Genomic DNA, 26,564 nt, shown 5'->3' on the forward strand with positions numbered 1-26,564 from the left:
CATGCTCTGCATGAAAACTCCTTCATTGATAAAATCGTTTTGTCGACTTCATCAACCTGCGAGTATCCACACAGATTGCTTGATAAATTTTTAAAGAACGTGACCGGCTTTCATCTGGTCAGGGCTGCGTATTCTACGCCATCCCGTTTTGACGTCAAGTGCTTTTTTAGCTCTTTCGGTCGACTGCCTAATTTTTGTTTAGGCCGTTGTTCGCACTGTTTGACTGTCGTCATCAGCAGCGAACGAGGCGGCATTATAGGGAGGCTGACGGCAAGCACAAGCTCTTTTACCGCACTTTTATTCTGACTGGCTTTAATTCAGACAAAAAGGGTGAATTACCGCCGCTATTTGACCTTTACTGTACAGATAGCACTCAAAGGCATATTTAGCTGATTTAGGAACCATTAAACCAACGTTCATTTTTTCGACAGCGATCTGGTTTAATTCCAAATAATTCATTACTATATACCTGCTGTTAACAGTTCTTTATCATTTCCTTATTTTCATCAGAGTGAATTTGCATATGCAGAAATCATTTCTTATTGCGCTGGTCGCTGCCGCCGTTGGCGCCTTGGTCATATTCCAGTTTCTGCCCACCTTGCCTGCCTATTTAGCTTTTATTCTGGGCGCGATTCTGGCTGTGGGTGTTATTGCCGTAGTTCCGGCTTCTGGTACTCCTTCAGGCACTACCGAAACCGAATATAAGGGTCCAACCATGACCCTGTATGTTGGCAATCTGCCTTATCGTGTACACGAAGGCGAAGTGAAGGCTTTATTTGCTGAGTATGGTCCGGTTAATTCGGTTCGATTGGTCAGGGACCGCAAGACGGGTCGTCGCAAAGGTTTCGGCTTTGTAGAAATGGCCGAATCAGGCGCGCAAAAGGCCATGACTAAATTAAATGACTACACCTTCCAGGAACGTACCCTGAAGGTAAGAGAAGCGAAAAATCAGGATAATGAATCGGAGAAATCCGACGATTGATTGAATTGCCTTGAGTCATCGGGGCAATTCTACGTTTTGATCAGCTTTTAAAACGGCGCACTTCGGTAAAGCCGTATGCATGTAAACTGGCGCTTAAGCCGCCGGATATCGAAGGCGTGGTATACCACGCCTTCATGCTATTTGGGCTTTGGCATTCATGCTCGCCCTGACCTTCCAGCAAATGCGCTACTCGGCTGGCGATGGCTTTGCCCGAATCGAGCAGCATGACTCCGTCACCCAGCACTTGGGCAAACTCAGCCGCAAGCAGCGGAAAGTGGGTACATCCCAGCACCAATACATCGACCTGTGCTTCACGCACCGGGGCCAATATCTGGCTAAGGTCGGTCATATTCACCGGCTGACCGGCCATTTTCGCTTCTGCCATGACCACCAGCTCTGAACTGCCAAACATATGTACCTGACAATGGCTGGCGAACTTTGCCACCAGATCGTGAGTGTAGCTTCGTCGAACCGTGCCCGGTGTGGCAATCAACCCAATGATCCCACTTTGACTGGACTGGGCGGCGGGCTTGATGGCTGGCACTACTCCCACAACCGGAATAGCAAGTGCCGCCCTTAATGCAGGCAACACCAGGGTACTGGCAGTATTGCAGGCAATGACCACCAGCGATGCCTTGATTTGCGAAGCCGCCTCCGCCACCAACGCCACACAACCGCTGATGAGTTCATCCTCTTTCAACTCGCCGTAGGGCAGGCGGGCGTTATCGAACAGGTAGCAATAGTCCCGCGCCGGCAACGTACGACGAATTTCGTTCAGCACCGATAAACCACCGATACCCGAATCAAAAACCAGAATTGGACCTTGCAACTGAGGCTCCGATAGAAGATGAATGCCCGCGAATTTTCCCACAGCCTAAAATAAAGGGCAAAGCCAGAAAACTGGACATCCCCTCTCGCTGGGGTAAAATTTGCGCCCTTTTTAACGCCGGACGAGAAAGCAGATGAACCCACAAGTCATGGATCCCCAAGCCTACGAGCAGCAGCTCGAACAAAAGAGCCATGCTCTGACCGAGGCGTTTGCCCACTATAATCCGCCGGCGTTGGAGGTGTTTGCCTCGACTCCTGCTAACTACCGCATGCGCAGCGAGTTCCGGGTCTGGCACGATGGTGATGACCTGTTTTACTGCATGTTCGACAATGTAGCCAAAGAAAAGGTTCGTACCGACCAGTTTTTACCGGCAAGTGAACTCATCAACCAGATGATGCTGGCACTGATGGAGGAACTGAGACCGAATCGGGCGCTGCGTCATAAGCTGTTCCAGGTCGACTTCCTGTCTACCTTAAGCGGCGAAATCCTTGTGAGCCTGCTTTACCATCGTCAGCTCGATGACCAGTGGCTTGCCGAAGCCCGCGAGTTGAAAGCCAGACTCTCAAACCGTTTCAAGGTCGATATCATCGGCCGTGCCCGCAAGCAGAAGTTTTGCCTCGACCGCGACTTTGTGGTGGAAACCCTCAATGTGAACGGCAAACCACTGCACTACAAGCAAGTTGAAAACAGCTTCACCCAGCCCAACGCCGGTGTAGCCGTGAAGATGCTTGAGTGGGCCATCGATGCTACCAAAGGCAGCGAAGGCGATTTGCTGGAGCTGTACTGTGGTAACGGCAACTTCTCCATTGCTCTGGCCGAGAACTTCGGCAAGGTGCTTGCCACCGAACTCGCCAAACCCTCGGTAGAAGCGGCTCAGTACAACATTCAAATCAATGGCGTGAAAAATCTCGACATTATCCGCATGTCGGCAGAGGACTTTACCGAGGCAATGAAAGGCGAAAAACGCTTTAACCGCCTGGGTGATATCGACCTCAACAGCTACCAGTGCAACACCATCTTTGTTGACCCACCGCGGGCAGGCCTGGATGAGGGCACGGTGAAGTTGGTGCAGGGCTATGAGAATATTCTCTATATCTCCTGTAACCCAGAGACCCTGAACGATAACCTCAAGGTACTCAGCGAAACCCACGACATAGTCCGTTTTGCGCTGTTCGATCAGTTCCCTTATACCCACCACACCGAAGCAGGTGTGATGCTGAAGCGCCGCCAGGCATAAGCAGGAACACCCAAGCTGCGGCCAAGGTCTGACGGCACTGCCGCGGAAAACAAAAACGGAGCCACTGGGCTCCGTTTTTCATTGCATCAAGGCTTATTTGTTTTCAGCCTTGTGCTGCAACACCTCGGCACCCTTGGCGACCATCCGCAGCTGCAACACCAGTTGGTCAGCCAGAACCTTACGCTCCGACTTCTTCATATCCAGCGCTGCAGCGCCGGCATTAAACACCAAAGTCACCATGGATTCAGCCTGAGCACGGGCAAGCTCGGGTCTGCGTCCGGCCTTTTCTTCTGTGTAATGGGCAAGTTCAGAGGTGAAATGCTCGATCTCCCGGGCAACGGCGGCACGAAACGGCGCCGAGGTACCTGAGCGTTCATGCAACAGAATGCGAAATACGTTGGGGTTGGAGTCCAGCACTTCCATAAAGGTATCAACCGAAATACGGATCACACTGCCACCCGCTTCGGCGCGCTGACGACCTTTACGCATCATCTGACGCAGGGTTAAACCACCTTCGTCTACCATGGTCAGGCCAAGCTCGTTCATGTCTTTGAAATGACGATAAAAAGAAGTTGGAGCTATATTGGCTTCACGGGCCACTTCCCTGAGGCTCAAACTGGAAAAACTGCGCTCGGCACTGAGCTGATTGAAGGCCGCATCTACCAAGGCGCGACGGGTCTTCTCTTTCTGCTGTGCTCTGATCCCCATGGCTTAATCCGTTCATCTTACTGATTCACCGGATAATAACGCTTTTGCCCTGAAAACACAGCCCCGCCTTTCTTGACCTTGTGAAGCCCCTCGACTAAATTAGCTTACAGATGTACGCTAAAAGCGATTTTTGGACACTATAATGAATAAACCTCCCATCATCTGGCTCAACCTCTCTCTGTTTGTTTTAACCTTTGGCACAGCAATAACACTTGTTCCCTGGCGGGGGATCACCCACGGCTTTGACGGCGCCGAATGGACAGCCTTTGTGGTACTGGCCTTTTACAGCGGTTTGTCGATCACCGCGGGCTACCACAGGCTTTGGTCCCACAAGACCTACAAGGCAAACGCCGTAGTACGTTTCTTTTATGCCCTTGGCGGCGCACTGGCGTTGCAAAACAGTGCCCTGCACTGGTCTTCCGACCATCGGGTGCATCACAAGCATGTGGACAACAACGATAAAGACCCCTATTCAGCGAACATGGGTTTCTGGTACAGCCATATCGGATGGATGCTGCGTGAGTATCAGGCCCACAGATACCACGATTACAACAACGTGCGGGATCTGCAGAACGACCCCATTGTGATGTGGCAACACAAGCATTATCTGGCACTCACCATACTGATGAATATCGGTCTGCCAGCACTGCTTGGCTGGCTCAATGGCGATGTGTGGTCAATGCTGCTGCTCGCAGGTCTTGCCCGCCTGGTGGTTGTGCACCACTGCACCTTCTTTATCAACTCGCTGGCCCACATTTGGGGCTCGCAGCCTTACACCGATAAAAATACCGCCCGCGACAATCCGGTGCTGGCGTTTCTGACCTACGGTGAGGGTTACCACAACTTCCACCATATCTTTGAAAACGACTATCGCAACGGTATCCACTGGTGGGACTACGACCCAACCAAGTGGCTTATCAAAGGTCTCTCCTGGTGCGGCTTGGCCACCGACCTGCGTAAGGTGTCGGAAGAGCGTATTGAAAGTGCCAAACTGCAAATGCAGCTCAAGCGCAGCCAAAACCGCATCGCCGGTCGCAAGGACGCCGAAGAGCTGCTGGAAACCCTGCAACAGGAATATGAGCGCCTCAAACAGCAACTGCTGGCGTACTACCAGGCCAAAAAGGAGCTGTTGGATGCCCGTCGCTCACACCTGTGTGTGAAAGACATGCTGCCCAAAGTAGCCGAGCTTAAGTCGCGGCTTAAGTTGCAGCAGCAAAGCTGGAACAGCCTGACCGCCACCTGCCGCTAATCCTGCCTGCGCAGCGCAAAGAAAACATACGGCCTCCTTGCATGGAGGCCGTATCCGTTTATCATGTTTGCCATCCTTTTCAGGCAGGCAATCGAAGTATGTCATCTCGCGATACTCATCCCATCAAACTGACCGAATACAGCCACGGCGCCGGTTGCGGCTGTAAAATTTCCCCCAAGGTGCTGGGCACCATTCTGGAGTCGCAGCTGCCAAGCTTTGTCGACCCCAATCTGCTGGTTGGCAACGCCAGCCGGGATGACGCCGCCGTTTATAAACTGAATGACACCACCGGCATTATCAGCACCACCGACTTTTTTATGCCGATCGTGGATGACCCTTTCACCTTTGGCCGCATCGCCGCCACCAACGCCATCAGCGATATCTACGCCATGGGCGGCACCCCGATTATGGCCATTGCCATTCTGGGCTGGCCGGTAAACACCCTGCCCGCCGAAGTGGCTCAGCAGGTTGTAGACGGCGGCCGTCAGGCCTGTATGGATGCTGGCATTATGCTGGCCGGTGGTCACAGTATCGACGCTCCCGAGCCTATTTTTGGCCTGGCCGTAACCGGTCAGTTGCCGCTGGAGCGCCTGAAACAAAACAACACCGCCAAGGCCGGCGACAAGCTGTACCTCACCAAGCCCATAGGTATTGGAATTCTTACCACGGCGCAGAAGCAGAAAAAGCTGGCAGAGGCCGATGCTCACATAGCCCCCGAAGCCATGTGTACCCTCAATAAAATCGGTGCCAACATCGCCATGCTGCCCGGCGTGAGTGCCATGACAGACGTAACCGGTTTCGGCCTGGCCGGACATCTACTGGAGATGTGTCAGGGTGCCGGTGTGGATGCTGAGCTTAACCTCGATGCAGTCCCACTGCTCGAGCGCGCCGAACATTACCTGAACCTGGGCTGCATCCCCGGCGGCACCCACAGAAACTTCGACAGCTATGGCGAGCACCTGCCAATGGTCAGCGAGCGCGAAAAGGCGCTGCTGTGCGACCCTCAAACCAGTGGTGGTCTGCTGGTAGCCGTGAGCAAGGACGCCGAAGCTGCCCTGTGCGAACTACTCAGCAGCCAAGGCATAGCACCTGTGTGCATAGGCGAACTGAAGGCAGGCCCAGGCAAGCTGCTGCTTAAATCCGGCGGTTTGGCATGAGCGCAAATATCATCCCCGCCAGCCACTACCGGGACATCTTTTTGAGCGGGCATCCCATCATGGATGTGCGCGCGCCAATTGAGTTTAACAAGGGTACCTTTCCCAACGCGGTGAACCTGCCGCTGATGACCGACAGTGAGCGGCAAAAAGTAGGCACTTGCTACAAGGAGCGTGGTCAGGACGCAGCAATCGAGCTTGGCCACCAGCTGGTTTGTGGCAAGGTAAAAGCCAGCCGCGTTGAGGCTTGGAAAGCTTTTTTTGAGGCGCACCCGCAGGGGTATCTGTATTGCTTCCGCGGCGGCTTACGGTCGCGTATTACCCAAAGCTGGCTCAAAGAAGCCGGGCTCGATATTCCCTTTATCGAAGGCGGCTACAAGGCCATGCGCCAATTCCTGATTGATGAAGTAGAAGCTGCACCGGGTAAGCGCGAGATGCTGATCCTGAGCGGCATCACCGGCAGCGGTAAGACCGACTTTGTCCGCCTGCGCAGCGAATCGGTGGACCTAGAAGGTATTGCCAATCACAGAGGCTCAAGCTTTGGCCGTCAGCACGAAGGCCAGCCAAGCCAGATTGACTTCGAAAACCGCCTTGCTATCGAACTGATGCGCCATCAGGAACGTGAACAATCCAGGCTGCTGCTGGAGGATGAAAGCTTCCTCATCGGCCGCAATGCCATTCCCAACGTATTCTTCGAGCAAATGCAGCAGGCGCCGGTACTGGTGCTGACCGCCACCCTCGAAGAGCGCCTGCCACGCCTGCTGGATGACTATGTGCACAAGATGCACAGCGGCTATGTTGAACGTCTGGGAGAAGAAGCTGGATTCGCGGCCTTTACCGAGTTCCTGCTTGGCAGCCTTAAGGGCATTTACAAGCGCCTCGGCGGCAAGCAGCACAGCGAAGTGACCGAGCTGATGCAGCAGGCTTTGGCTACCCAGCAAAGCCGCAATGACACCAGCGGCCACCTCGCCTGGATTTCACTGCTGCTGGAAAGCTACTACGACCCTATGTACCACTATCAGCTTGGCAAGAAAGCCGCCCGGGTGCGTTTCACCGGCACCCATGCCGAAATGCACGACTACCTCAGCAGCCTCTAAACCCAAATATAAAGCCCTCAGATGAGGGCTTTATTGAGTTTTACTTTATTGAGACATCAATTATTTCAGAGGTATAGTTATCAAAAAAGGTTGGCCTGATTGAGGTTCCGCTTCGACTTTCCAAGGCCCACTGTCTGCGAAGCTCATCCACTCCGCCCGACTGACCGTAACCAAAACTTTCAAACAATACCCCATAGGGCTCACTGGCCTCGATTTTAGCCAAAATCTCATCTGGCAAGGTTAAATCCGGAAAAGTGCCTGTTACGGGAGCATTGATAGTCCAGGACATGTTATGCCCTGAAAAATAAACCACGAAGGCGGAACGGGAATTACCTATGTTGCTTAGATCGTAATTAACGGCCGACTCACTTTCAAACCCCTGCAAGAAGGATTGAATTACAGCCAGCAATTGCTGGGAATTATCTTCGAGTGCCAATATCTGTGGCTGACTCGCATCTGCCACTCTTAAACGATTTGCACTATAATATACAACGTCTGCCTCGGCACTACGTTCTAAAAATTCTAAGTGGCTGCCCTGAACAAAGTTATGGGTAAGAACGCCGGGAAATAAATACAAAGCACCGGGGGTAGACATATTGTGGCGGCGCCCGCCCCCAGTCATCCCATAGACCTTCGCCCCATCAAAGTGGCCGGTAGATGCGGTCAGATTAACTTCTACCCCTAACTTCTCATCTCCCGAGACTAACTCTTCGGTTAAATCCAACACGTCGTCTAGCAGGTTAACATCTAATAAGGTGCCGTAGGCCGTATCATTCGCTACAGTCGGATGAACCCATAAATCTACGCTGGGGTATTGCGCATCCGGTGCTTTACAGAAGCTGTAAACACTCTCTTCAGTAAGGGGGGTATTATCCAGATAGTGTTTTGAGTCAAAGAATATCTGATGTGCTGGAAACGCGTCGGCAAGCTGAGTTGGATTAACCCTGACAGATTTGCACTCACAGCTATCATCCAAGGCATCATCGTAACTCACGTTAATACCCAGATCCCCACCTTTGTATTCCAGGCTGGTTTCAATATTCAGGCTAGAATCAAAAAATGTCTTAATTAAGCTGACATGGGCCGCATCAGCCGGTAAGGAGATATCTATATGACCTTGTGCGTCTGGCTGATAAACGGCTAATACAGAACCATCTATTTTATGCAACACCACCTTCGCAGAGGTATCCGGGGACCTCACATCACACTTTGTACTTTGTCTGACAAAATCCCCTGAAAGCCTTGGTGCCGGAGGGGTTACCCCTGAATTACCACCTGAACTTCCTTGTGACTCACCGTCTCCCCCACCACCGCAAGCGGCCAGTGCCAACATCAGAAGACTTAACGTTAATTCCTTTTTCATAGCGCACTCCTGTTTTATTTTTTCGCGCCAGCAGAGCAGTTATATAAATGCTTCAACTACCGTTGCTCGACAGTGTTGATTGCGAAATACCTCAATTCAGACCAGCAATCCAATCAACAAGGAGCTTTCCGACTTTGCAGGTCCACGAGCCTAACCGGACCAACCGAAAGCCCTCTGCCAAGGGCTTTCAAGTTGCCGTGGATTATTTGGCTCTTATAGTGATGGTTTCGTAGATGTAATCATCTAGATTGACAGGGAAGGTTTGCGCTTTTTGTAGCTCCACGATTGCCTTGGTGTAGTCCGCATAAGTCCAATCGGGCTCATAACCAGAGAGCCTGAAAAACAGGTCTGCTTTATCCAGCGAATCCAGCTTGGCTTGAAAAGCGTCAGGGATTTTAAAATCAGGCAGAGTTCCAGATAAAGGTCCGGTCACATTCCAACTAACCACCAGAAATTCGACGAGTGATATATTCATCGCCTGCTTGCCTTCACTGAAAGAAGAGAAGTCATAGTTTACCGATGTCGCGTTGTTCATCCCTTCCAGCATCCGATAAAACTCACTGAGCACCAGTTGCTGATTGTGAGGGACATTCACATCCAGAGATGAAGTAAAGTCTGATACGGCTATTCTGCGGCCCTTACCATAATACAAACTCGCTTCTGCGGTTTCTTCCAGCAGCTCGCTCTCAGATACAGTCAACTGTTGCCGGTCAAACAATGCTGGAAAAAAATGCGCGTCAGGTGCAGCCCAGTAACCCTGTCCACGCAGAGTGCCATCGACCAAGGCACTGCCATAGTGTCTTGGAGTGGTCAGATTGCTGGTCACTGTAACCAGCTCTGACTGATTATCGGCACTGCTGAAACTACTTGCTTCCAGTATTATGTACTGCTCATCAGTCAGCTCACTGAATGCTTTTTTAAGAGCAAACGCCGGGTTACCCGCTATCTGGGGAGCAAGAGTCACCCGAAGCGTTTGACGTCCACCCTCACACAGCTGCTCATTCCAGACATTACTGGTTGAGCGAACCCGGAAGCCATTGACGTAAATATCATACGCGGGATAAGACTGTTGTATTCCAGCATAGTCCAGGTAGACCGTCTTACAGTTACACTGGTCATCCATATAGCTTTCATAAAACCAATACTTACCCGCATCCCCAGCCGGCAGATTCATATCGGTGTACAAAGTCATTTCGTCAGAGTAATCGGAGATATCACCAACAGTGAGATGTTTGGCCTCTGTTGGCCATTCAATCTCGACCAATCCGCTGGCATCAGATGTTGTTTGCGAAAGAATAGTGCCATCATTACGATGGGCGATTACGGTTACGCCGGCACGCGCTTCTTCCAGTCCGCATTGCTGTGCGGCGGTAATTGTGCTGAGCTTGAGTTTTGGTGTACTGGGCACAGACGGGGAGCCATTAGAATTGCCTCCGCTATCAGTTCCACCATCACTCCCACCACCACAGGCGACCAGTGCCAACATTAAAATACTTAACGTTAATTCCTTTTTCATAGCACACTCCAGTCTTATTATTTTACCGCGCTATTAGAGCATTTGTTTAAGTTTCCAACAACTTTTGTTAAGGATGTTAAAAAAGCAATTCAGTCACCTTGGCCTGCAGTGCAAGACCGTCGGTTGCTGCGCCATCAACAGCAGGGGCAGTTTTAATCTCAACCTCGGGTCTGAATTCACCGAGATTGCCGTCAGGCGACAACCTGCCCTCCGGGAAAATACACGCCAGCTCGCAATCCATCAGCGCCTCATCGATGCGCTCAAAGGCGGCGTTATAGGTCGTTTCGCACTGTTTGGGGGAGCAAATAGGGATGACGCCAACATGGCGGAATAGTTACTGCACAGCAGTATCTCCGGGTAACGCGATCAGGCCGGGGTAACGCCATCAGGCTTGGAGTAAGAGATGCGCCGCACGGCGATAGACTTCTCTATCGCTAAACTCACCAAATTCCATTCTGACAATCATGCCCTCTATCAGGGTCATCAGGCTCTCAACCCGAAACTCTTGATCCTGCGCAGCAGAACTCAGCGCCTCCTTCAGTAGAGTTCTCAGCCAGGCTTTGTGATGTATCGCCTTGGCCGATATCGCCTCATCTACCTTTTTAAACTCCGCCAGCGCGTGCATAAACATACAGCCTTTGAAGTCGGGTTGCTTAAACCAGTCAAAATGCCAATCGAGTATCGCATCCAGCCTGGATGACTCTGGCTGTCCTGTGCTGCCAGCCACCTCCAGAGCGGCATTTAACGATGCCTCCCAGCGTTGGTGGCGACGCTCCAACACGGCCTCAATCAATTGATTTTTTGAGCCAAAATGTCGGTACATTGAGGTTTTTGACACCTGCGCCGTGTCACGAATAAGGTCAACCCCCACGGCGGTATAACCAAACTCATTAAACAACCGCTCGGCTACATCCAGGATCTGCTTTCTTTTACTCATCGGCCTGACGATTCCGCCATCGAAAATTTTCCGTTGCACCAAGTGTACAGATCTGTATTATTTTTGAAAGTACAGATCTGTACACACCAGCTTCACGCTGAATCTTCTTGCACAAGGACAACGCGATGAAACAACTTAGGGGCGGCGGCCCACTCCCCGCCAAAGCAACAACAAAGCAATTGATTAAAGGCCTGGCCGGCGGATTTTTTGGCATCTTGCTATTGGGGGTTATTGGCCACACCACCAGCGCACCTTGGCTGATGGCACCCTTTGGTGCCACCTGCGTGCTTCTGTTTGCGGCCTCAGGCTCACCACTCGCTCAACCACGGAATGTGATTGGTGGTCACTTGCTCGCCGCCAGCATAGGGCTGGCAGCGCTTTATATTTTGGGCGACTCAGTGCCTGTCATGGCACTGGCGGTGGGGCTCTCCATCATGATGATGCAGCTGTTTCGCGTTGTGCACCCACCAGCAGGAGCAAATCCGCTGGTGATAATCCTCGCAGGTAAAGCGGTGGTCGGCTGGGATTTTCTCGTCACTCCTGTGCTGCTGGGCAGTGTTGCTCTGGTCGCGACAGCTGCTGTCATCAATAACATTGCCGAAGAAGCAAACTGGCCCAGCTATTGGCATGGCATTGGCCGCAGCAAACAGGAATAACCCTTCACTGTGAGGCTTAGCCTAAGGCGCACTGCCGGTCATTCCGGCTTATCAAGCAATTCGGCCACCTTGGCCTGCAGTGCATGACGGTCGGTTGTGGCGCCATCAACAGCAGGGGCGATTTTAATCTCGACCCTGGACCAGAAACGCTTGGGGCGGGTGGTGAGCGCATGGCCATCCTTGTGACTGAAGAATGAGCCCCACAAACCTTTCAGCGCCATGGGCACCACGGGCACGGGACGTCGGGCGAGGATTTTCTCAACCCCGGGTCTGAATTCACCGAGATTGCCATCGGGTGACAGTCTGCCCTCTGGGAAAATGCACACCAGCTCCCCATCCATCAGCGCCTCGTCAATACGTTCAAAAGCAGCGTTGTAGGTCGCTTCGCACTGCTTGGGCGAACAGATGGGGATAACTCCGGCGTGGCGGAACAGATATTTGAGCAGCGGCATTTCGCTGATGCTCTTGTCCATCACAAAGCGCACCGGACGGGTGGAGGCTCCGAGCAGCAACAGCGCATCGACATAGCTCACATGGTTGGACACCAGCAGCGCCGCGCCTTCTTTGGGAATAAACTCCCGCCCCTTGATACTCACCCGGTACAACAAATGGCTCAGCAGATAACTGGCAAACCGCTGGGCAAACTCCGGCACCTGGCGGTATACATACCAGGCCACCACGGCATTCATCAGCGCCAACAGCAGGAAGAGTTCAGGGATCCCCATTCCCACCACCCCAAGCAGCAACATCGATAGCAGTGCCGATACCACCATAAAGAGTGAATTGACTATGTTGTTGGCAGCGATGGCACGGGCACACTCACCCTTGGCGGCCCGGGTTTGAATAAAGGCGTACAGGGGAACAATGAAAAGCCCGCCGCTGATGCCCACCATAAAGAGGTCGAACATCAAGCGCCAGTGTTGGTTCAGCTGCACAAATTCCGCCGCGCCGTACAGAGAGGCTGGCGCCGCAATACCCGGCAGGGCAAACAGCATGTCCACCCCAAACAGAGTAAGGCCGGCAACGCCGAAGGGCAGCACACCCAACTCAACCCGGCCAAAAGACAGGCGCTCACACAGGAATGAGCCCGCCGCAATGCCCACAGAAAACAGTGCCAGCAGCACAGACACCACAGTGGCATCACCATGAAGATGCTCGCGGGCAAAGTTGGGAAACTGGGTCAGATAAGTGGCCCCGAGGAACCAGAACCAACTGATGGCCAGAATTGCCATCCAGATGGAAGGAGTGCGCCTTACCCGGCGAATGCTGCGCCAAGTACCCGACAAAGGTGCAAACGGCACCTTGTGCACCTTACCCTGAGGCGGCAAGGCCGGGATCGCACGGCTACTCAGGTACCCTGCCAGCGCCAGCACGGCAACCGTAATGGCAGCAAACCAGGTGGCACCATCATTGGCCACCAGCAACCCGGCGCTCAGGGTGCCCACCAGAATCGATAAGAAAGTACCCATTTCGACCCAGGCGTTTCCGCTGACCAACTCGTCTTCTTTCAGCGCCTGCGGCAACAACGAATATTTTACCGGGCCAAAGTAGGCCGACTGACTGCCGGTTAAAAACAGCAGTAACAGCATCGCAAGGTAGTGTTCGCTCACCAGGGCCACCGCCGCACAGGACATAATCACCAGCTCAAGCAGCTTCAAACGGCGGATAAGTTTTGCCTTGTCCATGTTGTCGGCAACTCCGCCCGCATGGGCCGAAAACAGGAAAAACGGCAAAATAAATACCCCGGCGGCCAGGTTCACAAACAGATTGGGATCCATGGGAAGCCTGTCGACCTGGCTGTAAGCCACCAGAAGCAGCAGCACATTTTTGTAAATGTTGTCGTTGAGGGCCCCCAGACACTGAGTCAAAAAGTAGGGCAAAAAGCGGCGGCTCAGGATCATGGGTTCACCTCCCTGTGGTGATTGGTTAATGCCTCAATGGCATTGATTTGATTCTCAAGCTGAACAATTAGCAATTTTGAAAGAGATTGATTAGCAAGAAATAACTTATCCTGCAGCGATAATATGACTAAGCCATGTATTGCCGCCCACAGCAGCCGGGTTTGGCTGCGTGCAAGCTCTGCTGATAACGACGGAAACAACGCCGACACGCAGGCCTCGGGGTGGGACAGTACACGCTCAATCAGTGCCGAGTGCGCCTCGGGCAAGGGTGCCTCATCGGGCATCCGCAGCTCAAAGATAAGCGAAAACAGGCTTTGACTGGCCGCAGCAAGCTCGCCGTAGGCGTTCACCATGGCGTTAAGCGCTTCAGCTGGCGCAAGTGTCTTTGTGGCAGTCGCAAAACTCGCCTCCAGCAGCGCCAGCTGCCTCGCCGCCACGGCAAGCAGCAAGTAATGAAAATTGCCGAATACTTTGATAAGGGTGCTGGGAGCATAGCCTATGGATGCCGCCACCCGCCGCAGGCTGAGCGCCGATAGAGGCTGTTGCTGTAACAGCGCTTCTACGGCTTCGATGGCCATAAGGCGGATTTCATCGTGACTGTGGTCTTGTCTTCGTGCCATTGCCGCTCCGGGCCACTGCTTAAATTAGCTCCAAGCTAACAGGGCATAAAATAAAAAACAATGTTCACAATAATTAAAAACACCGTTCGTTAAGCAAGCATTCAGAAAAGACAGAAGGAAGGGTTAAGGTTGCGGGCCTATAGTTCCCTGTGCACGAGTTTACTCAGGTATCAGGAACGCCAAGTGTGAGCGACCTGAGTGTGAGAGGTCTGAGTGACCTGAATATGAGTTACCTGAGTATGAGTGAACTGAGTGTGGCTCACCTGAGCATCGCTGACCCGGCGCCTTGCTGGTATGAAACCACACTCGCTCGTCACTGTACCGTTTCGAGTTGCCTAGTCAGGCACCATGCCAGCACATCAGCAACCTGTGCTCGCCCGGGCCGAAATAGTCCTGCTCGAGGGCTGTCTCGCTAAACCCCAGTTTTTGATACAGACCAAGCGCCGGGTTATCCGGTGCAACAGTCAGCTTTAACTGGCGGTAACCTTGCTGAAGACAATGCTGCATCAAGGCCTTACCGGCGCCAACGCCTCGCTGGCTGGCGAGCACGGCTACAGAAAGGATCCAGCCGGTGTCACGCTCTTGCTCTGGGGTACAAAGCACATAACCAATCAGCTCATCATCGACGAAGGCGCCCACCAAACCGGTTGGCCAGGCATCGATGGCTTGGCGGAAAAAGAAATCAGGGTAGCAATGGTCGCCAAAACAGGCCTGCTCAACGCCATGGGCAAGCCGCCAGTTGCTGGCATCAAGGGGTTTGATTTGCAAAATGTTATTCACCGATAAGGATCTTGTCCCATTCGAGATTGGGCGAGCCAACCACGATGAAGTTGGGATTTTCGAAAGTATCGCGCTCGTTGTAGCTCAGGGGTTGCAGCTCGATATCCATCAGCTGGCCACCGGCTTCTTCGATAATGATCTGCGCCGCGCCGGTATCCCACTCGCCGGTGGGACCAACCCGCACATAGCAATCCGCCCTGCCCTCGGCCACCAGACAACTCTTGAGCGCAGCGCCGCCCATCACCACCAGTTCACAGTGGCGTGGTTGATGAAAGAGTTTCAGTACCGATTGGGGATCCTGACGACGGCTCACAGCCAGCCTGAGTGATGGCTCAGACGCGCCATCGATTTGCCGACTGGTAATGCGCACTTCCATGCCGCCGCTGCGCTTGTAGGCGCCAAGCCCCGCCACCGCGTAATAGCAAACGCCGGTCATGGGTACGTAGACCACGCCCATCACAGGACGGTTGTGTTCCACCAGAGCAATAATCACCGAGAAATCGCCGCTGCCGGCAATAAACTCGCCGGTGCCATCAAGCGGGTCAACCAGCCAATAACAGGGCCAGTCGGCGCGTTCAGACAAGGGAATATCGGCCGCTTCTTCAGACAGAATGGGGATATGGGGAGTAAGTGCCTTAAGGCCGTCGAGGATAATCTGGTTGGCGGCCAAATCCGCCGAGGTAACCGGGGTATTGTCAGATTTCACCACCCGCTCAAAATCCCCGGCCAGATAGATCTCGCGGATCCGGTTTCCGGCACGGGTCGCAATGGCAATTGCCTCATCGACAAGCTGCTCTGGCTTCATAACCACTCCAGATTGGGGCTCAGCCTGTACTGGCCCGGGACACGTCTATTTAAGGTTTAGATGCTTCTGCGTCAAAAACAAAGCACTGACGCTACGGGATTCAGAGAAATCACTCAATTCGAGCAGCGCCTGCCACTTTTCCAGCGGCCAGGGCACAACTTCAATGGGCTCGGGTTCATCGCCTTCAAGACGGCTCTCATACAGGTCTTCGGCGAGAAAAATCTGCATCTTACTGGAGAAATAACCGGGCGCCAGGCTGAGTTCTTTCAGCAAAGTCAGCTGATGGGCCCCGAAACCGATTTCTTCCTGCAATTCTCGATTGGCAGCATCGATGGGGGCTTCGCCGGGGTCAACCAGACCTTTTGGAAAGCCCAGCTCGTAGTTGTCGGTGCCGGCGGCATATTCCCGCGCCAATAACAGCTTGTCGCCCAGCACGGGCACAACCATTACAGCGCCGCGATTCGAGCCCTTCATGCGCTCGTAAAATCGCTCAACCTGATTGGAAAAACGCAGATGTACCTGCTCAATCTGAAACAGTCGGCTCTTGGCAACAGTCTCGGTATGCAGAATCTCCGGCTTTTGGCGCCGCTCAGCCATGCTCGCCCCTGATAGTTGAAATCCCTGAATCTTCTTGAGATACAATCTTACTATCCCGCATTTATTCTACCAATGGAATTTTCGTATGTTTCCCTGGGACGCAATAGACACCGTCTTGCTGGACATGGACGGCACCCTGCTTGACCTGCATTTCGACAACCACTTCTGGCTGTCGCTGGTGCCCGGCACCTTAAGCCGCACCCGTGGCATCAGTAACGAAGCAGCAAAAGAACTGGTACGAGAGGCCTACGACAGTGTTGCCGGAACCCTCGAGTGGTATTGCCTCGATTACTGGGAGTCACGCCTCGGGCTGGATATTATGGCGCTGCACCGCACCCTGGTAGACAGAATCAAACTAAGACAAGACAGCATGCCCTTCCTGCAGGCCCTGGCCGATGCTGGCAAGCGCCGCATTCTGCTGACCAACGCGCACCCAAACAGCCTGGCGCTGAAACTCGAACACACCGAGCTTGCCGCTGGCCTCGACGATATTCTCTCAAGCCATCAGACCGGCTATCCCAAGGAGTCGCCACTGTTCTGGCAAGCCGTGTTCGCCCACTTCGAGCTTGACCCCAAACGCTGCCTATTTATCGACGACAGTGAAGCCATTTTAAATGCAGCCAAAACAGCGGGCGTGAAATACCAGCTTGGGATCAGCAATCCCGACAGCCAGCAGCCCAATAAAGTCTTCCACGACTTTCCGGCCATCCACGACTATCGCCTGCTGCTGAATGATTTGGCCCGCGCCGATTGAACCTTGCCACAATACAATCCGGAAGTTAGTTTAAGATTCTCACAGATAAGGAAATCATATGAAAAACCTAATAGGGATGATCATCGCGTTGGCTGTGGGTTTGAGCATTGGCGCATTTTTGTTTTCCAGCGAAAGCGCTTATCCGCCTGAGGAAACAGAAATAGCACCCAAGACTCTAGTTTCTCAGCCAGATACAGGCGCGCAAACTCAACAGAATGTCGATTACCCACCTTTTGAGGCAGACACTTCACAACAAAAATACACTGACGAACTGGAAACCTCACCAATCGACAGTGTTGCCAAGACCCCTAACGAACTAAGAGCCGAATTAGTTGAGCAGTATCGGACAGCCACCAGAGCTGAGATTTGCCAGGCGGCCGTTACTGAAGACTACTGCGAGCTCAGCAGCGCCACCGATTTTCAGACGCTGCTGTTGGCTGCTGGAGGCTCGGTAAAATCTGAAGCTGTAGCAATACTGCTCAGTGCCGATAATTATGAGATTTTTACCGATTGGATCTCTTCTGCAGAGCGTGGTGAACAGGCCCTGGCTAATGAAGACCTGATAAACACCAATCTCAGCGGGATGATAGGCAATGACATGCCGAACATCAGCATGGATAACCCTATGTGCTCCAACACTATCTGCTCGGTGGATGTGCACTTTCAATCAGAGGAAGAGTGGAAGTCTTTGAAGAATGACTTATTTAGGGGGTCAAATCTAAACGCAATATTTGTATCTACCAGCACTCCCGGTCGATACCGTTATTTGGCTTTTAAAGCGGACAACGGTATAACGACCTTGGCAGGAATGAGTCGTTAGCTTGAGAAGCTATGCTATCCCTAATTACAAATAAAAAAGGCGCCTTAGGCGCCTTTTTTATTGTTTGCTCAGAGCCCTGGGACCCGCCCCTGCCAGACGATGGGGTAGTAACCTTCGGCATCTTTACGGCCAAGGAACGCCAGTGCCTTTTTCATATCGGCGGTCTGGAACTCGGTTTCGCGGATTTTGGCCTGTACCACCAGTTTGCCTTCATCGGCCAGCACCACGGTGCCAGCAAGCCCCAACTGGTTTTTATCTTCCATGGCTACTAGCTGCACCTGACCTGCATCGCAACTCAGGTTCAGTTCAATATTGCCAAGGGGATACTCACCGAATTGGTTTTTAAGATTGGCGTATTGGAGAAACAGCTTGCCGCTTAAGGCATCGCACCAGGGCTTACCCTGCTGGAACTCCGCCAGCATCAGGCTGACATCCCCTTCTACCTTGGCACCAAAGGGCAGCTTGGTGTTACCCAGCAAAAAGCCGTGGCCGGTATCGAGCTTCAGATTGGCAACCCTGGCACCTGAGAGAGACCAGCCCAGTTCGCCTTTCATTTGCAGCGCCGAGCTGCGACCGCCTACCTGCACATCGGCCACCACAGCGCCGGTCAGCAACTTGAGCGCCTGTATATCCCAACGCACCTGCTCGAGTTGACGCTCATTAATCTGTACCGTTTGCGCCTGCCCCTGCCACAGGGTGCCGCTGACGCCACCCACATTCACGCCTTTTGGCATGGGAGCGAGCGCCACCACCACAGAGGCGGGCAGCAAGGCTATCATGAACACCAGATACAGCAGAATGCCAATTAAAATCTTCTTCAACACGCGGTTAACCCTTTGCCCTTATTGGGCCAATTGAATACGACGAACCTTTACCATGCCGGGCGTATCGGTTTCGCCCACATCCAGCAGCTCAAGCGACAGGCCTTTTTGCTGTACCAGATCGCCAAGGTAACCCAGCAATGCATCGAAGGGTACATCGTCCATCCACAGCTGGATTTTATTGCCCTGTGGCTGCATCCGGGTGATGGTGAGACCATAACGACCGGCGGTCTGGTTAACCACATTGGTGATACTGCCCTGCATGGTCGGACGGCTGCCGCTTTGGCGCAGGCCGGCAAGCTTGTTGGCGGTCTCTTTGACATAGGCCAGCGTCTGCTGCTGCGCCTTGAGGCGATTAACAGCGTCGGCTTCGGCATTGGCGATGGGGGTCCAAATGCCCCAATAGAACACGGCAATCAGCAAGATCACGCCGCCAACGGCCACAATTTGCTGTTCACGGGTGGCCAGACTTTCCCACCAGGCTTTCAGCTTTTCCATGTTAGCGGCTCCTCAGGGTCAGGGTACTGGTCACGGCTTCATCGCTCGAGTTCATGGCGCCGGCATCCAGCTCAAAATCCTTGGCCACCAGTTCTTTGAACTTCTCGATTTGGGCGTAGTTAGTCGCACTGACCTGCATACGGATTTCATTGCGGGCGCTGTCGAATCTCAGGCTGTTGGGCTTAAGTTCAGGCACCGCCGCGAAAGAGGTTTTCAGGCTTTGCAGCATGGCAAAGAATTCCGTGCCGCTGCCACTGCCGGAGAGCTTCTTAAGCTCGCTGTCGAGCTGTGATCGCAGGTTCACAATGCGGTTGGAGCCCGGCATCACCTGACGATAAATGGCTTCACTTTCGGCCTTGAGGCTATCGGCCTGCTGGCCTACCTGATAGATGGTCAAGCCCTTGTCGACCAGCGCCAGCAGCAGTGCCACGGCCACCACAATGGCGGCACTTTTCCACTGCAGCAAATGCTTACTGAGTTCACGCTTGGGTTTGTAAACACCTGTCAGCAGGTTCATCGGCGCATGCAGGATGCCACGGGCCAACACCAGCATAGGCAGATCCAGCGTTTGCAGCTTTACTTCGGCGCCGGGCAGATTGATGTCGTTGTAAGTGGCCACGGTCGGCGCTATGTCCTGCTTATCCAGCAGCATAGGCAAGGCCACTGGCAGCCAGTCCTGAGGCAGGTTGTGACCCGTACCTTTACCGGTGCGTACCAATAGCTCCTGCCCCATCAGCATGGCGGCCCATTCACAGCTATCCAACGGCAACGCCAGGCAATCAGGAACCAGTTTGCGGGCCTTGAGTCCAGCTTCCTGCAGCCAGCCAAGCCAGGTTTGCATCTGCTCGTGGGCCACTGCGGCCACCGCCAAACGCTCACCTTCACGGCCGCCCACCACAAAGTGCATATCATCTACATCGTCGGCGAGGTTCTCTTCCAGCATAAACGGCAAGGCCTTGAGCGCCTGCCGCTGACCTTTTTCGGGCAGGTGAATTTCGGTCAGGGTCATGCTGCTGGCGGGCACCAGAATATCCACGGGCCTGTTGCCCGCTCGCTCGGTCAGGGTGGCGAGGGAATCTGCCCCGGGCAGTTCTCCCGAGGCAATGATCTCCTGCTCCTGCTCTGACCAAATCAGCCAGGCACAGCTGTCCTGAGCCTTGGCGCCCAGTCGGATAAATAGCCTTTCACTCACTGTCATTCTCCGGCCTCCACAGGGAGGCTGTATTGTTATTCTTTTTACTGCTGACCGCCGTACTGGCGGGTCAGGGTGTCCATCTGGTTGCCACCGGTGCGGGCCAGCACGCTGTCGAGCCGGAACACCCTGTCATCCAGTTTGGACGCTGCTTCCAACAGGAAGAACTTACTGTCCAGCACTATGCTGGATTTAATCTTGTCGTCGGCTTTGGCACTGGTCAGCTGCCAAAAATCGTCAATGTTATCGAAGCCGTCGGATGGCCGCTGGTTGATAAGACTCTCGGCCTCACCCACGCTGATTTGCCCATCCAGCATTCCCACCAAAATAGCCGCCTGTTCCACCTTGAGGGTGTTGATGTTCAGCAGCTGGCGGTCGTTCCCGGGAATGGCACACACATAGGGCGACAGCTTGCGATACACATCTTCGGTAAAACCAATCACCGCCCTGAGCTCACTCTTGTGATTCATCAGGGTGTTGGCCGCCCGGTAAGGCACGGGGCGGGACTCATATTCGGCATCCTCGGCACCAAAGGGGCTGGTGATGGTATCTTCATCCAGATAATCCTTCAGGGTATGGGTCAGACGCTCGGCGCCAAAATCATCCATCCCCAGCGCCACCAGCAGCGCCTTGAATTGTTTGGCCGCCAGAGGCAGCTGCGGCTGCCCGTTTTCAACATCCTTTGAGGCCACCGACAGCGCATTAATATTGAAGCAGGCACGCATATCGCTGATTTTACCTGCTATTTCACCGCCTTCGACCGGAAACACCACATTTGCCAGTGCCCAGTATTGTTGCAGGTGTACCTTGCCTTCACTGTCGTCCAGATCCTGTTTCAAGACCTTACGTGCCAGTTCCTCCGCCGACAGAGCATACCAATAACCCTGATCGTACTGCGCAAGATTGAGCGTACGGCGCATACTGATCTGGTTGCGGGCAGCCACGTTGCTGGCAATCACGGTAACTATGACAACGATAAGCAGCACCACGATAAGGGCAACACCGCGCTGTTTACGCATCAGTATTCCCTCCCGTTATTGCGGCCGTTCTCATCTTCTTTTTCGTCGCCGTTGCCGGAGCCGTCTCCTGAGCCATTACCCGAACCATTGCCCGAGCCGTTTCCGGTTCCAGTTCCGTTACCGTTGTCATTGCCGTTGCCGGAGTCATCATCTTTCCCGGACTCATCATCAGACTTGGCGGCAGCACCCTTGGACAACAGGAACTTGCGCTGAATTTTGCCAAAGCCTTCCAGCTCGATTTCCATGGCGATAGCAGCGGGCAAAGCAGTGGCGTCTATCTTGCGCTCCCACTTGTCGCCAACGAAGAAGGCATATTCGACCCCAAGTACCTTATCAAACAGCACATCCTTCACCGGCTCGGCGCCGAACTCGGGCTCCGGATAAGGGTAATACCAGCGCTCCAGCTTACCCTCTATGACCACATAGGCCACCGACTGCACACTGCCTCGGGGCAATTTGCCATCGGGGTTGAGCCAGCCAATGCGAAAGAACACCAGGGCTTCACTTTCACTGTCCAGCATATCGGTACCGGTTTGCAGCACTGTGCTGCCGCGGCCACCTTCCAGCAGACGTGGCGTTCGCGCCACCATCTGGCCAAGGTCGCGCTCTATGGCACCGAAGCCCTGCTGCAGATACCGCAGCCGGGCACTGAAATCCTGAGTCACTTCATCGTTTTTCAGCACTGTGCCGAGCACGGCGTTGGCCGCCAAGCCCAGCAGGGCAAAAATGGCTATCGCCAGCAGCATCTCAATCAGGGTGAAACCCCGAGTGCACGCCGTTTTGCTCCCCGGCATGCCAGCCTTATTCTTTATCGAAGACATAGCTGTTTATCTCGGCCAGGGTGCGGCTGTATCTGTCATCGTCGCTGACCTTAATGCGGATCAGCCGAAACTTGTCATCGGTGGTTTTAATCACCTCTTTGCGCCAGTACCAGGTACGGCCGGCGAGTTCAACCTCGCCGTCTTTCTTGCCTATGGCCGGAAACCCCGGCTCCAGGCGGGCATCCACCATCTGATTGTCGGCCACCCACTGTGCCAGGGTGCGCTCTTCCAGAATGGGCAGATTACCAATCATTTCGCTCATGCTTTTGGTGAGTGACAAAGCGGCAATGGCGAAAATCACCAGCGCCATCATCACTTCCAGCAACGTCATGGCCCGCTGACGCAAAAGGCGTTGCGGATGCTTAGAAGGCCTCATCGTCCGGCCTCCCCACCCTTACCCGGCCAAGGGCGTCGCCGGTGACCAACACAGCCACTTCGTCACCCAGCTGCTCGCGGCCGAGGAAATTTAGCTCGAAGGCCGTCATCTCACCGCTGGGGAACACCAGAATTTGTGGCTCGGGATTCTTGGCTTTCTCTTCGGCACTCGGCTCGTCGATAAAAGGCTCATCGAACCAGGATTCCTGCTCTTCTTCCTGATCCAGCGGCAACCCTTCGACAATCAGGTTCAAACTGATGCCGGGCTGCATTTCACGCAGCGCCAGCAGGCGATCGTTTTCCAGTTTGTTCCATTTACCTTCTTTGAAAATCACATACTGATACTGGTTGTCATCCACCACCACACCCAAAAACTGACCGCTGAGCACGGCCTCGTCACGGATAAGGTCGGTGGCAGCCACAAACTGAGTGGCGGCCTTATCCAGCTCTGGTTTTATCCCCGACGAAGGCAAACTCAGGGTGACCGCAGCCGCAGCGATGCCCATTAAGAGCACCACCAGCAAGACTTCAATCAGGGTAAAACCACGGGCTTTCACTGGATGTCCGTATTACTGGAAGTTTTGCAGGTTCCAGTTACCGATATCGTCTTCGGTACCTGCTTGCATGTCCGGACCTGCGCTGAAGATATCGATTTTGCCGTTCTCACCAGGGCTTAACAGCATGTAGTCGTTGCGCCATGGATCCTGTGGCAGACGCTTCACATAACCGCCATCACGGTAGTTGCGTGGCTCGGGGGAAATAGTCGGCTTTTGCACCAGGGCTTCCAGGCCCTGCTCTGTGGTGGGGTACACGCTGTTATCCAGCTTGTACATATCCAGTGCGTTTTCCAGCGCCACTATGTCGGCAACCGCCTTCTTGATATCGGCCGATTCCTTGTTACCCAGAACGTTTGGCAGCACCATGGCGGCCAACAGACCCAGAATAACGATCACGACCATGATTTCCAGCAGGGTAAAACCGCGTTGTTGATTGCGCTTTTGCATCAAGCTTTCTCCTTGTAAAAATCGGTTTGGCAACTTAACTGCCAATCAAATTGTTCATTTCCAGAATAGGTTGCAGGATGGCGAGTACGATAAAAAGCACCACCCCTGCCATGCTGATCACCAGCGCGGGTTGAAACACCCCCAACGCCAGATTCACATTGGCCTCGAATTCCCTGTCCTGGTTGTCTGCGGCCCGCTCCAGCATATCTTCGAGCTGACCACTCTTCTCGCCCGAGGCTATCATATACAGCATCATTGGCGGGAACAGCTTGGTGTTGGTGAGCGCCGTGCCAAGGCTGGTCCCCTCACGTACCCGCGCTGTCGCTTCTTCGACCGCTTCGCGCACCCGTAAGTTCTGCATCACATCGCCGGCGATACGCATACCATCGAGCAGCGGCACCGAGCTTGCACTCAAAATACTTAAGGTTCGGGCGAAACGGGCGGTGTTGATACTGCGGCTCACCCGGCCGACCACCGGCAGACGCAGCAAAAACACATGGTATTTCATCTTGAACGCATCATTGCTGAGCATTCGCTGGAACACTACCACGGCCAAAATCAGCAGCCCGAGGATCAGCAAGCCATAATCCTGCACGAAGGCGGAGGAAGCCATCAAAATCTGGGTAGTAGCCGGAAGCTCCTGGCCCAAATGCTCAAACTGCGATACCACCTTGGGTACCACGGCTGCCAGCAACACAGCCACCACGCCGATGGCCACCAGAGTCAGCATCACAGGGTAAATCATCGCCTGGGTCAGCTTGGATTTAAGCTGCTGGCGCCGCTCGGTGTAATCGGCGAGGCGATTGAGCACCACCTCCAAATGGCCGGACTTTTCACCCGAGGCCACCATGGCGCGGTAGAGATCGTCAAAGATATGGGGGAATTCGGCCATGGAGTCGGCCAGCGAGTAGCCTTCCACCACCCGCGAGCGTACTGCCATGATCATGGATGCCAGCCGGTCTTTTTCACACTGCTGGCCCACGGCCTTCAGCGCTTCCTCCACCGGCAGACCAGACGCCACCAGGGTCGCTATCTGGCGGGTGATAAGCGCAAGTTCGGCCACAGAAATGCCACGGCGAAACAGGTTAAACCCTGCGCCCTTGGCCTTGGTTTCCTTTTCCACCACTGGCTCGATTTCCAGTGGCATCAAACGCATGTCTCTTAACTGGCTGCGAGCGTGGCGGGCGCTGTCGGCTTCGACCACGCCTTTTTGCTGCTTGCCCTTGCCGTCGAGCGCCTTGTATTCAAAAGCCGGCATGCATTACTCCTCGCGGGTGACCCGCAGTACTTCTTCGAGGGTGGTAATGCCCGCGAGTACCTTCTGCATGCCGTCGTGACGAATGCTGGGCACCGACTGGCGAATGTGCTTTTCAATGGCCAGCTCACCACGACCGCCATGGATAAGCTCGCGCACAGTGTCATCCACCAGCAGCAGCTCGTGGATACCGGTACGGCCGCGATAACCGTTGTGGCCACAGTGCTTACAACCGGTGGCGCGGTAAATCACCGCCTCTTCGCCGCCAATGCCAAGCAGCTCACGCTCACGTTCGTCGGGTACGTGGGGCTCTTTACAGTTGGAGCACAGGGTACGCACCAGGCGCTGGGCCAGTACGCCAAGCAAACTTGATGACACCAGGAAGGGTTCTACCCCCATGTCCTGCAAGCGGGTAATGGCGCCGGAAGCTGTGTTGGTGTGCAAGGTGGAAATTACCAGGTGACCGGTGAGCGAGGCCTGCACCGCGATCTGTGCGGTCTCAAGGTCACGGATTTCACCTATCATCACCACGTCGGGGTCCTGACGCAAAATCGCACGCAGGCCGCGGGCGAAGGTCATGTCCACCTTGGTGTTCACCTGGGTTTGACCTATGCCTTCCAGCTCATATTCGATGGGGTCTTCCACCGTGAGGATATTGGTGTCGCGGGAGTTAATCTCGGTCAGACCGGCATAGAGGGTAGTACTCTTACCCGAACCCGTGGGGCCGGTGACCAGCAGAATGCCGTGGGGCTTACGGATAAGCTCATCGAAGCGGTAACGAATCGATTCTGTCATCCCCAGCTGGGCCAGATTGAGGTTACCGGCGTTTTTATCGAGCAGACGCAGTACCACCCGCTCACCGTGGCTGGACGGCATGGTCGATACCCGCACATCCACGGCACGGCCGCCGATACGCAGCGAAATACGGCCGTCCTGCGGCACCCGCTTCTCGGCGATGTCCAGACGGGCCATCACCTTGATACGGCTTACCAGCAGTGACGACAGCTTACGGTTGGGCTTGAGCACTTCCTTGAGTACCCCGTCCACCCGGAAACGCACCACCAGCTGCTTTTCATAGGTTTCGATATGGATATCCGAGGCCTCTTCTTTGATGGCTTCGGACAGGAGCGCGTTGATAAGCCTGATGATGGGAGCGTCGTCGTCGCCCTCCAGCAGATCTTCGGTCTGGGGCAGCTCTTCGGCGAGGGTGAACAGGTCCATCTCGTTGCCGATGTCTTCCATCAGCTGCTGCGCTTCAGAAGAGTTGGCCTGATAGGCCTGGGTCAGCTTAGCCTCGAAGGCCGCTTGCTCCAGCCGCTGCAAAGGCACGGCCTCACCGGCGTAACGGCGCACTTCAAGCAAAGCCGCCAGCGGCGTTTTCTCGGTGTAATACAGCCCCAGTTCGCCGGACTCGTCCTTCGCCAGCACCAGGCCAAAGCGATGGGCAAAAGCAAAGGGCAAGCGCTCACGGCTATTGGAGTGATAAGCCTCGTCCGCCTGGGACTCAGCACTGACACCCAGCTCGCCCGACAAAAGCTCGAGGCTTTCGCCCTGATTGATGTCACTCATAGGCT

29 protein-coding genes and 1 pseudogene are annotated in these 26,564 nt (G+C 54.1%); 9 read left to right on the forward strand and 21 right to left on the reverse strand.

The window, feature by feature from the left end; genetic code table 11:
* A partial coding sequence (locus MJ923_RS16740) for a hypothetical protein (protein WP_240592065.1) occupies window positions 1-306 on the forward strand: 306 nt, incomplete at its 5' end.
* Between the two features lie 217 nt (window positions 307-523).
* Entirely contained in the window at window positions 524-982 is a 459-nt protein-coding gene (locus MJ923_RS16745; RefSeq protein WP_126169067.1) for an RNA recognition motif domain-containing protein, read from the forward strand.
* A 40-nt stretch (window positions 983-1,022) separates the two neighbouring features.
* Here MJ923_RS16745 and murI read toward each other — a convergent pair whose 3' ends face one another.
* A complete protein-coding gene (gene murI, locus MJ923_RS16750; RefSeq protein ID WP_240592066.1) occupies window positions 1,023-1,811 on the reverse strand; it encodes a glutamate racemase in 789 nt (262 codons plus the stop codon).
* A 133-nt stretch (window positions 1,812-1,944) separates the two neighbouring features.
* Between murI and trmA the strand changes: the two genes are divergently transcribed.
* Window positions 1,945-3,048 carry a tRNA (uridine(54)-C5)-methyltransferase TrmA gene (gene trmA / locus MJ923_RS16755; RefSeq protein WP_240592067.1) on the forward strand — a complete coding sequence of 368 codons (1,104 nt, stop codon included), beginning with the start codon at window positions 1,945-1,947 and terminating at the stop codon, window positions 3,046-3,048.
* A 93-nt stretch (window positions 3,049-3,141) separates the two neighbouring features.
* Here trmA and fabR read toward each other — a convergent pair whose 3' ends face one another.
* Window positions 3,142-3,756 carry an HTH-type transcriptional repressor FabR gene (fabR, locus tag MJ923_RS16760; RefSeq protein ID WP_240592068.1) on the reverse strand — a complete coding sequence of 205 codons (615 nt, stop codon included), beginning with the start codon at window positions 3,754-3,756 and terminating at the stop codon, window positions 3,142-3,144.
* 142 nt (window positions 3,757-3,898) lie between these two features.
* Between fabR and MJ923_RS16765 the strand changes: the two genes are divergently transcribed.
* The 3 genes from MJ923_RS16765 to mnmH all read left to right on the forward strand — a co-directional run bounded on the left by MJ923_RS16765 (window position 3,899) and on the right by mnmH (window position 7,256).
* Complete coding sequence (locus MJ923_RS16765; protein ID WP_240592069.1) at window positions 3,899-5,005, forward strand: fatty acid desaturase; 1,107 nt, start codon at window positions 3,899-3,901, stop codon at window positions 5,003-5,005.
* A 98-nt stretch (window positions 5,006-5,103) separates the two neighbouring features.
* The gene (gene selD / locus MJ923_RS16770) at window positions 5,104-6,162 is read left to right on the forward strand and encodes a selenide, water dikinase SelD (protein ID WP_240592070.1); all 1,059 of its coding nucleotides are present in this window, start codon (window positions 5,104-5,106) and stop codon (window positions 6,160-6,162) included.
* Window positions 6,159-7,256, forward strand: a complete 1,098-nt coding sequence (mnmH, locus tag MJ923_RS16775; protein ID WP_240592071.1) for a tRNA 2-selenouridine(34) synthase MnmH — start codon at window positions 6,159-6,161, stop codon at window positions 7,254-7,256. Before selD ends, mnmH begins: the two co-directional genes overlap by 4 nt.
* 40 nt (window positions 7,257-7,296) lie before the next feature.
* On the opposite strand, the gene MJ923_RS16780 is transcribed toward mnmH, so the two are convergent.
* The 4 genes and pseudogenes from MJ923_RS16780 to MJ923_RS16795 all read right to left on the reverse strand — a co-directional run bounded on the left by MJ923_RS16780 (window position 7,297) and on the right by MJ923_RS16795 (window position 11,111).
* Window positions 7,297-8,619 carry a hypothetical protein gene (locus MJ923_RS16780; protein WP_240592072.1) on the reverse strand — a complete coding sequence of 441 codons (1,323 nt, stop codon included), beginning with the start codon at window positions 8,617-8,619 and terminating at the stop codon, window positions 7,297-7,299.
* A 202-nt stretch (window positions 8,620-8,821) separates the two neighbouring features.
* A complete protein-coding gene (locus MJ923_RS16785; RefSeq protein WP_240592073.1) occupies window positions 8,822-10,135 on the reverse strand; it encodes a hypothetical protein in 1,314 nt (437 codons plus the stop codon).
* A gap of 76 nt (window positions 10,136-10,211) precedes the next feature.
* Window positions 10,212-10,469: pseudogene (locus tag MJ923_RS20900) on the reverse strand (MFS transporter); the annotation flags it as partial.
* A gap of 51 nt (window positions 10,470-10,520) precedes the next feature.
* On the reverse strand, window positions 10,521-11,111 hold the full coding sequence (locus tag MJ923_RS16795; RefSeq protein ID WP_240592075.1) for a TetR/AcrR family transcriptional regulator: 591 nt from the start codon (window positions 11,109-11,111) through the stop codon (window positions 10,521-10,523).
* Window positions 11,112-11,197: 86 nt separating this feature from the next.
* Between MJ923_RS16795 and MJ923_RS16800 the strand changes: the two genes are divergently transcribed.
* Window positions 11,198-11,728, forward strand: coding sequence for an HPP family protein (locus MJ923_RS16800; protein ID WP_240592076.1), 531 nt, complete (start codon window positions 11,198-11,200; stop codon window positions 11,726-11,728).
* A gap of 38 nt (window positions 11,729-11,766) precedes the next feature.
* Here MJ923_RS16800 and MJ923_RS16805 read toward each other — a convergent pair whose 3' ends face one another.
* The 5 genes from MJ923_RS16805 to nudE all read right to left on the reverse strand — a co-directional run bounded on the left by MJ923_RS16805 (window position 11,767) and on the right by nudE (window position 16,431).
* Window positions 11,767-13,629, reverse strand: coding sequence for an MFS transporter (locus tag MJ923_RS16805; protein ID WP_240592077.1), 1,863 nt, complete (start codon window positions 13,627-13,629; stop codon window positions 11,767-11,769).
* Window positions 13,626-14,249: a TetR/AcrR family transcriptional regulator gene (locus MJ923_RS16810; RefSeq protein WP_240592078.1), complete on the reverse strand. Its 624-nt coding sequence runs from the start codon at window positions 14,247-14,249 to the stop codon at window positions 13,626-13,628. The genes MJ923_RS16805 and MJ923_RS16810 overlap by 4 nt, the downstream gene beginning before the upstream one ends.
* 339 nt (window positions 14,250-14,588) lie before the next feature.
* Window positions 14,589-15,029, reverse strand: coding sequence for a GNAT family N-acetyltransferase (locus MJ923_RS16815; RefSeq protein ID WP_240592079.1), 441 nt, complete (start codon window positions 15,027-15,029; stop codon window positions 14,589-14,591).
* Window positions 15,022-15,834 (reverse strand): 3'(2'),5'-bisphosphate nucleotidase CysQ, encoded by an 813-nt coding sequence (cysQ, locus tag MJ923_RS16820; RefSeq protein ID WP_126169055.1) that lies wholly within the window; start codon window positions 15,832-15,834, stop codon window positions 15,022-15,024. Before cysQ ends, MJ923_RS16815 begins: the two co-directional genes overlap by 8 nt.
* A gap of 45 nt (window positions 15,835-15,879) precedes the next feature.
* Window positions 15,880-16,431, reverse strand: a complete 552-nt coding sequence (gene nudE / locus MJ923_RS16825) for an ADP compounds hydrolase NudE (protein WP_240592080.1) — start codon at window positions 16,429-16,431, stop codon at window positions 15,880-15,882.
* Between the two features lie 85 nt (window positions 16,432-16,516).
* Here nudE and yrfG point away from each other — a divergent pair, with 85 nt between their 5' ends.
* Both yrfG and MJ923_RS16835 read left to right on the forward strand, forming a co-directional pair.
* On the forward strand, window positions 16,517-17,185 hold the full coding sequence (gene yrfG / locus MJ923_RS16830) for a GMP/IMP nucleotidase (RefSeq protein ID WP_240592081.1): 669 nt from the start codon (window positions 16,517-16,519) through the stop codon (window positions 17,183-17,185).
* Between the two features lie 58 nt (window positions 17,186-17,243).
* Complete coding sequence (locus MJ923_RS16835; protein WP_240592082.1) at window positions 17,244-18,005, forward strand: hypothetical protein; 762 nt, start codon at window positions 17,244-17,246, stop codon at window positions 18,003-18,005.
* 68 nt (window positions 18,006-18,073) lie between these two features.
* Here the strand turns inward: MJ923_RS16835 and MJ923_RS16840 are convergent, their stop codons facing one another.
* The 10 genes from MJ923_RS16840 to gspE form a co-directional block, all read right to left on the reverse strand.
* Complete coding sequence (locus tag MJ923_RS16840; RefSeq protein WP_240592221.1) at window positions 18,074-18,784, reverse strand: type II secretion system protein N; 711 nt, start codon at window positions 18,782-18,784, stop codon at window positions 18,074-18,076.
* Between the two features lie 63 nt (window positions 18,785-18,847).
* Window positions 18,848-19,324 (reverse strand): type II secretion system protein M, encoded by a 477-nt coding sequence (locus tag MJ923_RS16845; RefSeq protein ID WP_240592083.1) that lies wholly within the window; start codon window positions 19,322-19,324, stop codon window positions 18,848-18,850.
* Between the two features lies 1 nt (window position 19,325).
* A complete protein-coding gene (gene gspL, locus MJ923_RS16850) occupies window positions 19,326-20,516 on the reverse strand; it encodes a type II secretion system protein GspL (RefSeq protein ID WP_240592222.1) in 1,191 nt (396 codons plus the stop codon).
* Window positions 20,517-20,560: 44 nt separating this feature from the next.
* Window positions 20,561-21,535: a type II secretion system minor pseudopilin GspK gene (gene gspK / locus MJ923_RS16855; RefSeq protein ID WP_240592084.1), complete on the reverse strand. Its 975-nt coding sequence runs from the start codon at window positions 21,533-21,535 to the stop codon at window positions 20,561-20,563.
* Window positions 21,535-22,329, reverse strand: a complete 795-nt coding sequence (gene gspJ / locus MJ923_RS16860) for a type II secretion system minor pseudopilin GspJ (RefSeq protein ID WP_420854495.1) — start codon at window positions 22,327-22,329, stop codon at window positions 21,535-21,537. Before gspJ ends, gspK begins: the two co-directional genes overlap by 1 nt.
* A 7-nt stretch (window positions 22,330-22,336) precedes the next feature.
* Entirely contained in the window at window positions 22,337-22,732 is a 396-nt protein-coding gene (gene gspI / locus MJ923_RS16865; protein ID WP_126169047.1) for a type II secretion system minor pseudopilin GspI, read from the reverse strand.
* Window positions 22,719-23,288: a type II secretion system minor pseudopilin GspH gene (gspH, locus tag MJ923_RS16870; protein ID WP_240592086.1), complete on the reverse strand. Its 570-nt coding sequence runs from the start codon at window positions 23,286-23,288 to the stop codon at window positions 22,719-22,721. The genes gspI and gspH overlap by 14 nt, the downstream gene beginning before the upstream one ends.
* A gap of 12 nt (window positions 23,289-23,300) precedes the next feature.
* Window positions 23,301-23,735 carry a type II secretion system major pseudopilin GspG gene (gspG, locus tag MJ923_RS16875; RefSeq protein WP_126169045.1) on the reverse strand — a complete coding sequence of 145 codons (435 nt, stop codon included), beginning with the start codon at window positions 23,733-23,735 and terminating at the stop codon, window positions 23,301-23,303.
* A gap of 34 nt (window positions 23,736-23,769) precedes the next feature.
* Window positions 23,770-24,993 (reverse strand): type II secretion system inner membrane protein GspF, encoded by a 1,224-nt coding sequence (gene gspF / locus MJ923_RS16880; protein ID WP_126169044.1) that lies wholly within the window; start codon window positions 24,991-24,993, stop codon window positions 23,770-23,772.
* A gap of 3 nt (window positions 24,994-24,996) precedes the next feature.
* Window positions 24,997-26,559 (reverse strand): type II secretion system ATPase GspE, encoded by a 1,563-nt coding sequence (gene gspE / locus MJ923_RS16885; protein WP_240592087.1) that lies wholly within the window; start codon window positions 26,557-26,559, stop codon window positions 24,997-24,999.
* Window positions 26,560-26,564 lie beyond the last annotated feature (5 nt).

Origin of the sequence: Shewanella zhuhaiensis (assembly GCF_022484835.1) — a bacterium.
Lineage (GTDB): Bacteria > Pseudomonadota > Gammaproteobacteria > Enterobacterales > Shewanellaceae > Shewanella > Shewanella khirikhana.

What these genes read in the sequence shown, in the direction of transcription:
- MJ923_RS16805 (WP_240592077.1), bottom strand. Translation starts at nt 13,629, where the DNA reads ATGATCCTGAGCCGCCGCTTTTTGCCCTACTTTTTGACTCAGTGTCTG.
- MJ923_RS16745 (WP_126169067.1), top strand. Translation starts at nt 524, where the DNA reads ATGCAGAAATCATTTCTTATTGCGCTGGTCGCTGCCGCCGTTGGCGCC.
- gspJ (WP_420854495.1), bottom strand. Translation starts at nt 22,329, where the DNA reads ATGCCGGGGAGCAAAACGGCGTGCACTCGGGGTTTCACCCTGATTGAG.
- gspF (WP_126169044.1), bottom strand. Translation starts at nt 24,993, where the DNA reads ATGCCGGCTTTTGAATACAAGGCGCTCGACGGCAAGGGCAAGCAGCAA.
- fabR (WP_240592068.1), bottom strand. Translation starts at nt 3,756, where the DNA reads ATGGGGATCAGAGCACAGCAGAAAGAGAAGACCCGTCGCGCCTTGGTA.
- mnmH (WP_240592071.1), top strand. Translation starts at nt 6,159, where the DNA reads ATGAGCGCAAATATCATCCCCGCCAGCCACTACCGGGACATCTTTTTG.
- MJ923_RS16785 (WP_240592073.1), bottom strand. Translation starts at nt 10,135, where the DNA reads ATGAAAAAGGAATTAACGTTAAGTATTTTAATGTTGGCACTGGTCGCC.
- yrfG (WP_240592081.1), top strand. Translation starts at nt 16,517, where the DNA reads ATGTTTCCCTGGGACGCAATAGACACCGTCTTGCTGGACATGGACGGC.
- MJ923_RS16780 (WP_240592072.1), bottom strand. Translation starts at nt 8,619, where the DNA reads ATGAAAAAGGAATTAACGTTAAGTCTTCTGATGTTGGCACTGGCCGCT.
- gspK (WP_240592084.1), bottom strand. Translation starts at nt 21,535, where the DNA reads ATGCGTAAACAGCGCGGTGTTGCCCTTATCGTGGTGCTGCTTATCGTT.
- MJ923_RS16840 (WP_240592221.1), bottom strand. Translation starts at nt 18,784, where the DNA reads ATGATAGCCTTGCTGCCCGCCTCTGTGGTGGTGGCGCTCGCTCCCATG.
- MJ923_RS16845 (WP_240592083.1), bottom strand. Translation starts at nt 19,324, where the DNA reads ATGGAAAAGCTGAAAGCCTGGTGGGAAAGTCTGGCCACCCGTGAACAG.
- MJ923_RS16765 (WP_240592069.1), top strand. Translation starts at nt 3,899, where the DNA reads ATGAATAAACCTCCCATCATCTGGCTCAACCTCTCTCTGTTTGTTTTA.
- MJ923_RS16810 (WP_240592078.1), bottom strand. Translation starts at nt 14,249, where the DNA reads ATGGCACGAAGACAAGACCACAGTCACGATGAAATCCGCCTTATGGCC.
- trmA (WP_240592067.1), top strand. Translation starts at nt 1,945, where the DNA reads ATGAACCCACAAGTCATGGATCCCCAAGCCTACGAGCAGCAGCTCGAA.
- gspG (WP_126169045.1), bottom strand. Translation starts at nt 23,735, where the DNA reads ATGCAAAAGCGCAATCAACAACGCGGTTTTACCCTGCTGGAAATCATG.
- gspE (WP_240592087.1), bottom strand. Translation starts at nt 26,559, where the DNA reads ATGAGTGACATCAATCAGGGCGAAAGCCTCGAGCTTTTGTCGGGCGAG.
- nudE (WP_240592080.1), bottom strand. Translation starts at nt 16,431, where the DNA reads ATGGCTGAGCGGCGCCAAAAGCCGGAGATTCTGCATACCGAGACTGTT.
- cysQ (WP_126169055.1), bottom strand. Translation starts at nt 15,834, where the DNA reads ATGAAGCCAGAGCAGCTTGTCGATGAGGCAATTGCCATTGCGACCCGT.
- selD (WP_240592070.1), top strand. Translation starts at nt 5,104, where the DNA reads ATGTCATCTCGCGATACTCATCCCATCAAACTGACCGAATACAGCCAC.
- MJ923_RS16835 (WP_240592082.1), top strand. Translation starts at nt 17,244, where the DNA reads ATGAAAAACCTAATAGGGATGATCATCGCGTTGGCTGTGGGTTTGAGC.
- gspI (WP_126169047.1), bottom strand. Translation starts at nt 22,732, where the DNA reads ATGAGGCCTTCTAAGCATCCGCAACGCCTTTTGCGTCAGCGGGCCATG.
- MJ923_RS16800 (WP_240592076.1), top strand. Translation starts at nt 11,198, where the DNA reads ATGAAACAACTTAGGGGCGGCGGCCCACTCCCCGCCAAAGCAACAACA.